Source organism: Paracraurococcus ruber (assembly GCF_004353985.1).
Classification (GTDB): domain Bacteria; phylum Pseudomonadota; class Alphaproteobacteria; order Acetobacterales; family Acetobacteraceae; genus Paracraurococcus; species Paracraurococcus ruber.
In genome coordinates, this window is record NZ_SMOA01000238.1 from 1 (window position 1) to 8,244 (window position 8,244).

The window sequence follows — 8,244 nt, forward strand, 5'->3', positions numbered from 1 at the left end:
AGGGCAGCGCGGCGGATGGCGCGCGACGCCGCCCGCGCGCCGCCGCGGGCCCCTGCCGGAGGAAAGGGGCTTCGCGCCGCGCGGCGATGCGCGCGATCAGGCCAGCACGATGTCCTGGTCGAGGAACCGCACCACCTCGATGCCGGTCAGCCGGTCGGTCCCCTCCGGCCCCGCCGCCCACCAGGTATCGGCCGCCGCGCGGGTCAGCACCGTCGTGTCGGCCGTCACGCCGAACAGCGCGACATCCTGGCCCGGCCCGCCATCCAGCACGTCGTTGCCCGCCCCGCCCGCCAGCGTGTCGTTGCCGGCGCCGCCCGGCATCACGTCATTGCCGTCCCGGCCCAGCAGCAGGTCCTGGCCATCGCCGCCTTCCACCCGGTCGGCGGCCGCGCCGCCCGACAGCGTGTCGTCGCCGGCCAGGCCGCGCAGGGTCTCGGCGGCCGGGTGGTCGACAGGCAGCAGGATCGCATCCGGCAGGCCGGTGCCGTCGATGATCTCGACATTCGACAGCAGTCCCGGCCGCGTCCGCAGGTCCAGCAGCACCGGGCCGGAGATGGACACCCAGCGATCCACCCCGTCCCCGCCATCGATGCGGTCGTTGAACATCGCCGCGCCGGTCAGGCTGGCGATCCAGGGCGTGCCGGTGCCGATATCGATCGCCAGGGTGCCGGTGAAGCGGTCATCCGCCTCCGGCGCGATCAGGTCGTTGCCCGGGCCGCCGAGCACGGAATCGGCGCCGGTGCCGGGATAGAGCGAATCATTGCCCTCCCCGCCCGTCAGGGTGTCGTCCCCGGCATTGCCCATCAGCATGTTCGCCGCGGCATTGCCCAGCAGCCGGTCGGGGAAGCGGGTGCCGCGGGCATGGTCGATCAGCACCAGGCGGTCCACCCCGCCCCAGCCATCCCAGGCGGTGGCGACCGACAGGTCCACCACCACCGCCCGCGGATCGCCGAAGAAATCCGCCGCGACGCGCGTGCCGGCGGCCGGGGCGCGCAGCACGTCGTCGCCGGCGAGGCCGCGGATGTAGCTGTAGAGCGTCAGCGCCGCGCCGGTGATGTCATCCGCCAGGCGGGTGCCCCAGGCATACTCGACGTTGCGCAGCACGTCCTGCCCGCCCCAGGGATCGGTGGCGGTGCCGGCCTGCAGGTTGATGACGGCGCCGCGCAGCGGCAGGTCCGACCCCGGCGCCACCGGGTCGTAGCTGGCCGTGTCCTGCCCGTCGCCGCCATCCAACGTGTCGTTCCCCGCCGCGCCCGCCAGCCGGTCATTGCCGGCGGCGCCCAGCAGGCTGTCATCGCCGGTGCCGCCGGTCAGCGCCTCGATCGCCAGCAGGTGGTCGATCCCGCCCGGCTTCACAGCCAGCCCGGCGGCGAGGTCCGCCGTGACGCTGCCGGTCCCGGCATAGCGCCACTCATCCGTGCCGGCCCGCCCGTCGAAGCGCTTGCTGCCGGCCGTGCCCGACAGGAACAGGTCGTCGGTGGCCGAGCCCAGGACGGTGTCGTCGAAGGCCGAGGTGGCGGCGATGCGGCGGATGCCCTGCAGCCGGTCGGTGCCGCCCCAGCCGTCCTGCGCCGTCGCCGCCGCCAGGTCCACCGTCACCGCCGCCGGGCTGGCGCCATAGGCGGCCTGCACGCTCCAGGTGCCGGTGCCGAGCATGGTGTCGTTGCCCGCCCGCCCCTCCAGGCTGGTGACGAACAAGCCGCTGCCGCCCCGGAAGGCGTCCAGCCGGTCGTTGAAGGTGGTGCCGATGAAGGCCTGCACGCCCTCGACCGTGTCGCGGCCGCCGCCGGGCTTGGTCGCCGTGCCGCTGCCATGGGCGGTGAGCGTGAGGCTGACCGCGCCGCCGAGCCCGGCATAGCTCAGCGCATTCGCCGCCCCGGCGCCGCCGGCGATGCGGTCGCTGCCGGCACTGCCGAGGAAGACCTCGGTCAGGCTGGCGCCCGCTAGCGTGTCGTTGCCCGCCGTGCCCGCCACCTGCACGCCCGGCCGCAGGACCGACAGGAAGGTGCCCGGGACGAAATCCTCCGCCCCGATCGTCACCGGGTCGGCGGCGGAGCCGAAGCGGAACACCGCATCGGCGGCGCCGAGGCGGGTGTCGCGGTCGAGGTCCATGACCAGCCAGCCACCGGCCGGCGCACCGGCGATGGTGGCCGGCACCCAGTAGACCGGGATCGCCTCGGTCGCGTCGGTCGGCACCCGCGGCAGCAGGAAGTTGAGCGGCAGGGCGCCCGCCGCGCGCGTCGGCCCGGCCCAGACCAGGGCGCGCGCCACGCCGTCCAGCCCCGCCCAGGTGCCGATATTGGCGCCGCTGCCATCGCCATTCCCGGTCCAGGCATCGCTGATCCGCAGCCGGTCGCCCGCGGCGCGGGAGAAGACGCGGACCTGGTCCATCGCGGCCTGGGTGGACCAGGCCGCCTGGCCCATGGCCTGCAGCAGGAACCCGTCGGCGCCCGGCCCGCCCTCCAGCGTGTCGGCGCCCGGCCCGCCCTCCAGGCTGTCGTCGCCGGCGCCGCCGGCGAGGTTGTCGTTCCCGGCGCCGCCCTGCAGCAGGTCGTCGCCATTGCCGCCGGCCAGGGTATCGTTGCCCTCGCCGCCGACCAGCACATCGGCGCCGCCGCCGCCATCGAGCGAGTCATTGCCGGCGCCGCCCAGCAGGCTGTCGAAGCCCTCGCCGCCGGCGATGGTATCGTTGGCCTCGCCGCCCTCGATCGTGTCGTTGCCGTCCAGGCCGGCGAGGGAATCGGCGCCGCCGAAGCCGAAGATCCGGTCGTCCCCGGCGGTCCCGGCGCGGCTGTCGGCCCCCGTCGTGCCGAGGAGGGACAGGCTGCCGGGCAGGAAGGCCTCGGCATCGATGGCGGCGCCGGGCGGCAGGGCGAAGCGCAGCACCAGGTCGGCGGCGCCGAGCAGCCCGTCCCGGTCGGCATCCAGCAGCAGCCAGCCGCCGCTGCCGGCGGCATCCGGCAGCCAGCGCAGGAGAAAGGCGGCGCCGCCGGTCGGATCGGGCATGGACATCCCGACGACGGGCGCGGCTGCCGGCGCCAGGCTGCCGCCCCAGCCGACCGGGCGCGGCACTTGGCCCGGCAGGCCCCAGGTGCCGGTCGCCAGCAGCAGAAGCCCGGCCCCGACCGGCTGGCCGCGCAGCGCCAGCCGGTCACCCTGGCCGGGGTCGAAATCCGGAACAAGGTCCATGGCGTCGAGCGTGGACTCGACCGCCTCGACCCCCTGCAGCACGAAGACATCGGCGCCGGCCCCGCCCGCCAGGCTATCCGCCCCGGCGCCGCCGAGCAGGGTATCCGCGCCCTCCCCGCCCGCCAGCGAATCGCCGCCGGCGCCGCCCGAGAGCGCGTCGTCGCCGCCGCCGCCATCGAGCGTATCGGCGCCCGTCCCCGCCAGCAGCCGGTCGTCGCCGCTGCCGGCGAGGAGGCTCAGTTCCTCGATCCCGGTCAGACGCGCGGCGCCGGCCGCGCTGACCAGGCCGGGCGCGAGCAGGAAGACGGTGAGCGGCGCGACCGTGCCGGACAGGTCGAGCACGGCGCGGTCGGTGCCCGGCCCGCCATCCAGCGTGGCCGCGCCGGCCCCGGCGGCCAGGGTGTCGTCGCCCTCCAGCCCCGCCAGGGAGTCCTCGCCCGTCCCGCCCTGCAGGCTGTCGGGTCCCGCGCTGCCGATGAGGGTCGCCATCCGCCTCCGCCCGCAGCGCCCCCATGGCGCGGCTGGCGCAGGGCTAAGCGAGGCGCGCTTGCGGAAGGGTGAAACCGGCGCGATGTCGCGCGGCGGCGAAGCGTCGGGCCGCCGCCCGGCGCGGCTCGCAAGGGGTGGGGCGCCCCCCTGCGATCAATACCTCGATGCGGTGTGCGCGTTCAGACGGGCGCGCGCACCGGCCTGGCTCCTCGCGGCGCTCAGAACCGCTTCAGCAGCCGGTCGATATAGTCCAGCTCCTCGGCCGGCCGCTCGCGCTCGCCGCCGCGGCGGCGCAGCTCCTCCTGCAGGCGGCGGGTGCGCAGCAGCTCCGCCTCCTCGGGCACCCGCGTGTCGGACCCGTTGTCGGCATTGCCGTTCACGTCGCGCGACCGCCGGCCGAGCGGGTCGCGCCCCTCGCCCTGATTCTGCGCCTGGTCCTGGCCATTGCCGCCCGGCTGGTTCTCGCCCGCCATGTCCTGCGGGTCGCCATCCTCGTCGCCGTCCTGGCTCATGCCGAACTGGCGCTGCATGGACTGCGCCATCTGCCGGCCGCCTTCCTGCAGGGCCCGCAGGGCGCGCTGCTGCGCATCCCGCGCATCGCCGCCCTGGCCCAGCTGTTCCTGCGCGTCGCGCATCGCCTGGTCGGCCTTGCCGAGGCCGTCCGGCACCTCCCCGGTCAGGTCGCCGAATTGCTGCATCAGCTCGCCCAGCGCCCGCCGCAGGGCGCGCTGGCGGCGGCCATCCTGGTCGCGGTCCGCCTGGGCCTGCGGGTCCTGCGCCTGCTGGCCCGGCTGCCCCTGCTGCCCCTGTTGCTGGCGCTGCGAGTCCGGCGGCCAGCGGAATTGCTGCTGCAGGCGCTGCTGCCGCTCGCGCGCCGCGCGCTCCCGCTCATTGCCCTCGGCGCGCTGGTGGCTGCGGTCCAGCATCTCGGACTGGCGCTTCACCATGTCCTGCACCACGCCCATCTGCTGCTGGCCGCGCTGGCGCTGCTGCTGCCGCTCCGGGCTCTCGGCCCGCTGGGCGCGGCCTTCCTCCAGCGCCTTCAGCATCTCCTCCAGCTCGGCCAGCTCCTTCTTCGCATCCTCCATGCGGCCCTCGCGCGCCGCCTCCTGCATCCGGCGCGTCTTCCGGTCCATCTCCCGCTGGTCCATCAGCCGGGACTGGGGATCGAAGGGGATCGCCTCGGCATTCTCCCGCTGCAGCTTCTCCGCCAGCGCCTCCAGGTGCTGGCGGATGGCGTCGCGCAGCTCCTGGATGCGCTTCTCCAGCTCGGCCCGATGGGCGTCCTGCTGCTCCCGCTTCTCCGGGTCGCTTTCCTGCTGCGCCGGCTGCTGCTGCTGCTCGGCCTGCTCCATCGCCTGGCGCAGGGCTTCCCGCGCCTGCTGCAGGGCGCGCAGCGTGCGGCCGTCGCGGCCCTCCTCCAGCGCCAGCGCGACCTCCCAGAGGATCGCCTGCACCTCCTCCACCGCTTCCGGCCGCCGGTCGAGGATCAGGCGCGAGCGCGCCGAGCGCAGCGCCAGGTAGGTGGCGGTGTCGTGCTCGAAGGCCTCCGGCGCGCGGGCGATCTCCTCCAGCTCGCGCCGGGCCGGGGCGCGGCGCTCCGGCTCCAGCGACAGCTCCTTCCGGACCGCGATCAGGCGCTTGGCGACGGCGTGGTTGAAGCTGCGTTCGGGCAGGGTCAGGCCGGCGGCCTCGGAGGCGCCCTGCTGCCCGGCGCCGTCCTTGGCGAGCAGGGTCGCCACCACCTCCAGCCCCGCCCAGGGATGCGCCGAGAGGTCGGGCGATGCGGTGCCCTTGGCCTGTTTCGGGTTGGCGCCGGGCAGCGGCAGCTCCACCACCAGCGGCGGCGCGTCCGGCCGAGCCTTCAGGCGCAATTCGGCCCGCAGCGCGGCAAGGCCCCAGTCATCCTCCGCCCGCCAGGGCAGCCTTGTGCCGAGGCCGCGCGCGGCCCGCCCCGGCGGCTCGGCGAAGGCGACACGCGGCGGCGCATCGGCCTGCACCGCCAGCGCCCAGCGCGCCAGCTCCCCGCCGCCGCGGCGGACGGTGAGGCGCCCGCCATGCTCCAGCACCGCCTCGGCGGCGAAGCTGCTGCCGTCCAGCGCGCGGAAGGGGGTGGCCTGGGCATCCATCAGCAGCTCCGGCGCGCCGCCATGCCCGCCGGAGACCGAGACCTGCAATTTGCTGCCGGCCGGCACGGTGGCGGCGCCGCCGGCGGGGTCGAGGAAGATGGGCGCCGCCCCGGTATAGCCGGGCGGGGTCACCCAGGCCTCCAGCTTCAGGGCGGGCACCGGCGCCGGGCCGGCGAAGGCCGGCGTCACGGCGCGCAGCAGCCGCTCCGGCGCCTCCGCCCCGGCCACCACCAGGGCGGCGAGGACCGAGAGGGCGATGGCGGCACGGACGGCGCGCGGGTCGCGGGCCGGCAGGCCCGGGCGCGGCACCCCCACCCGCAGGCCGCGGATCTGCACGGCGGCCCGCTGCCGGTGCGCCTGCCACAGGGCGAGCGCCGCCGGGTCGTCGTCGGTCGGCCGGTCCGTCAGCGCCGCGATCGGCCGGTGGCGCAGGCCGGATTGCCGTTCCAGCCGCCGCTCCGCCTCGGCCGGGCCCGGCAGGCGCACGCCGCGGAAGCCGCGCCAGCCGAGCCAGCCGACGGCCCCGGCGGCGAGGAGGAGGAGAAGGATATGCAGGACCGGCGGCAGTTGCTGCGGCAGGTCGAGCAGCGCCACCACCAGGCAGGCGCCGATGGCGCCGAGGACGGGCCAGGCGCGGGGCCAGACGGCCTCCCACCCCAGGGCCAGCCGCGCCAGCAGGCGCCGGCGGCGCAGCGCCGCCTGCAGCCGCTCGGGGGTGGCGCCCCCGGGCCCGCCGGGGCTCAGGACCCGCCCCCGCCGAGCCAAGCGGGCAGGCGCTGCCCGGCGAGCAGCGCCTCGGCGGCTTGCCGTTCGCGGATCACCGCGAAGCGGTTGCCCTCCACCATCACCTCGGCCGCGAGCGGCCGCATGTTGTAGGTGCTGCTCATCACGGCGCCATAGGCTCCCGCATCCAGCAGGGCGACCAGCGCCCCGGACTGTAGAGATGGCAACGCCCGGCCGCGGGCGAAGGTGTCCCCGGTCTCACAAACCGGCCCGACGACATCGGCCGGGGAGACCGGCGCCACCAGGTCGGCGCCGCCCACCGGCAGGATGCCGTGCCAGGCATCGTACATGGCGGGCCTGACCAGGTCGTTCATGGCGGCGTCCAGCACCAGGAAGCGGCGGTCCCGCCCCTGCTTCTGCAGCACCACCGAGGCCAGCAGCAGCCCGGGCGGGCCGGCGATCCAGCGCCCGGGCTCCAGCATCACCGGCAGGCCGAGCGGGCCGAGCGTCGCCGCGATCGCGCCCGCCAGCGCCTCCGGCAGCGGGGCGGGCTCGTCGCGGTAGGGGATGCCGAGGCCGCCGCCGCAGTCGATGTGCCGCACCGGCAGGCCATCCGCCAGCAGCGCCCGCACCAGGTCCGCCAGCTTGGCGTAGGCGCCGCGATAGGCCGCCATGCCGGACGTGATCTGGCTGCCGATATGCACGGCGACGCCCACCGGCTCCAGCCCCGGCAATTCTGTCAGCCGGCGATAGAGGGCGGGGGCGTCGTCGAGGACGACGCCGAACTTGTTCTCCGACTTGCCGGTGGTGATCTTGGCATGGGTGCGGGCATCCACGTCCGGGTTCACCCGCAGGGCGACGCGGGCGGTGCGGCCCATGCCGGCCGCGAGGGCCGAGAGGGTCGCGGCCTCCTCGGCGCTTTCCAGGTTGATCTGGCCGATCCCCTCGGCCAGCGCCCGGCGCAGTTCGGCCTCCGTCTTGCCGACGCCCGAGAAGACGATGTCCGCGGCGGCGATGCCGGCGGCGCGGGCGGCCAGCATCTCCCCTTCCGAGACGACGTCGGCGCCGAGCCCTTCCTCCGCCAGCACCCGCAGCACGGCGAGGCTGGTATTGGCCTTCACCGCGTAATGGATCGAGGCATGGAGCCCGGCGCCGGACAGCGCCGCCTGCAGCGCGCGGGCGCGGCGGCGGAGCGCGCCGGCCGAATAGACCCAGGTGGGCGTCCCCACCTCCCGCGCGATGCGGGCGAGCGGCACCTCCTCGACCAGCAGCCCGTCCATGGCATGGGCGGAGAGGTGCGGCCGCGCGGCGATCAGCTCGGCGAAGCTCGGGTCGGGGTCGGCGGAGGTCAGGGGAAGCGGCGCGGGCATCCGCGTATTGTGCGGTGCAGGTCGGGCCGGAACAAGGATGGCGTGGCATGGCGGGCGGCGGGGCCGCCGGACGGCGCGCCGGGCCGGGGTGGCGAACGGGCCGGCTTGCGCCGCGTTGCCGGCGACCGGGTCGGCAGGCGCCGCCCGGCAAGCCGAGGGACCCGCAGCATGACCATCTCCGACCTGGTGAGCGCCGCCATCCAGAAGCCCGTGGCCCGGGCAGCCCGCGCCGCCCGCCGCGCGCTCGAACGCCTGACGCCCGAGGCGGCGGCGGTGCCGGCCGCGCCGCGCAAGTCGAAGGGCTGGCGCCGGCACCAGCGCGCGGCGAAGGCGCGGCAGCGGGG

3 protein-coding genes are annotated in these 8,244 nt (G+C 76.2%); all 3 read right to left on the reverse strand.

What is annotated here, in order from left to right; genetic code table 11:
• Positions 1 to 96: 96 nt before the first annotated feature.
• The 3 genes from E2C05_RS25445 to lysA all read right to left on the reverse strand — a co-directional run bounded on the left by E2C05_RS25445 (position 97) and on the right by lysA (position 7,900).
• Positions 97 to 3,678: a calcium-binding protein gene (locus tag E2C05_RS25445; RefSeq protein ID WP_133222447.1), complete on the reverse strand. Its 3,582-nt coding sequence runs from the start codon at positions 3,676 to 3,678 to the stop codon at positions 97 to 99.
• Positions 3,679 to 3,896: 218 nt separating this feature from the next.
• Positions 3,897 to 6,572 carry a DUF4175 domain-containing protein gene (locus E2C05_RS25450; RefSeq protein ID WP_133222448.1) on the reverse strand — a complete coding sequence of 892 codons (2,676 nt, stop codon included), beginning with the start codon at positions 6,570 to 6,572 and terminating at the stop codon, positions 3,897 to 3,899.
• A complete protein-coding gene (gene lysA / locus E2C05_RS25455; protein ID WP_133222449.1) occupies positions 6,548 to 7,900 on the reverse strand; it encodes a diaminopimelate decarboxylase in 1,353 nt (450 codons plus the stop codon). The genes E2C05_RS25450 and lysA overlap by 25 nt, the downstream gene beginning before the upstream one ends.
• Between the last annotated feature and the right edge of the window lie 344 nt (positions 7,901 to 8,244).

Coding starts and splice junctions, on each gene's coding strand:
- lysA (WP_133222449.1), bottom strand. CDS start 7,900: ATGCCCGCGCCGCTTCCCCTGACCTCCGCCGACCCCGACCCGAGCTTC.
- E2C05_RS25445 (WP_133222447.1), bottom strand. CDS start 3,678: ATGGCGACCCTCATCGGCAGCGCGGGACCCGACAGCCTGCAGGGCGGG.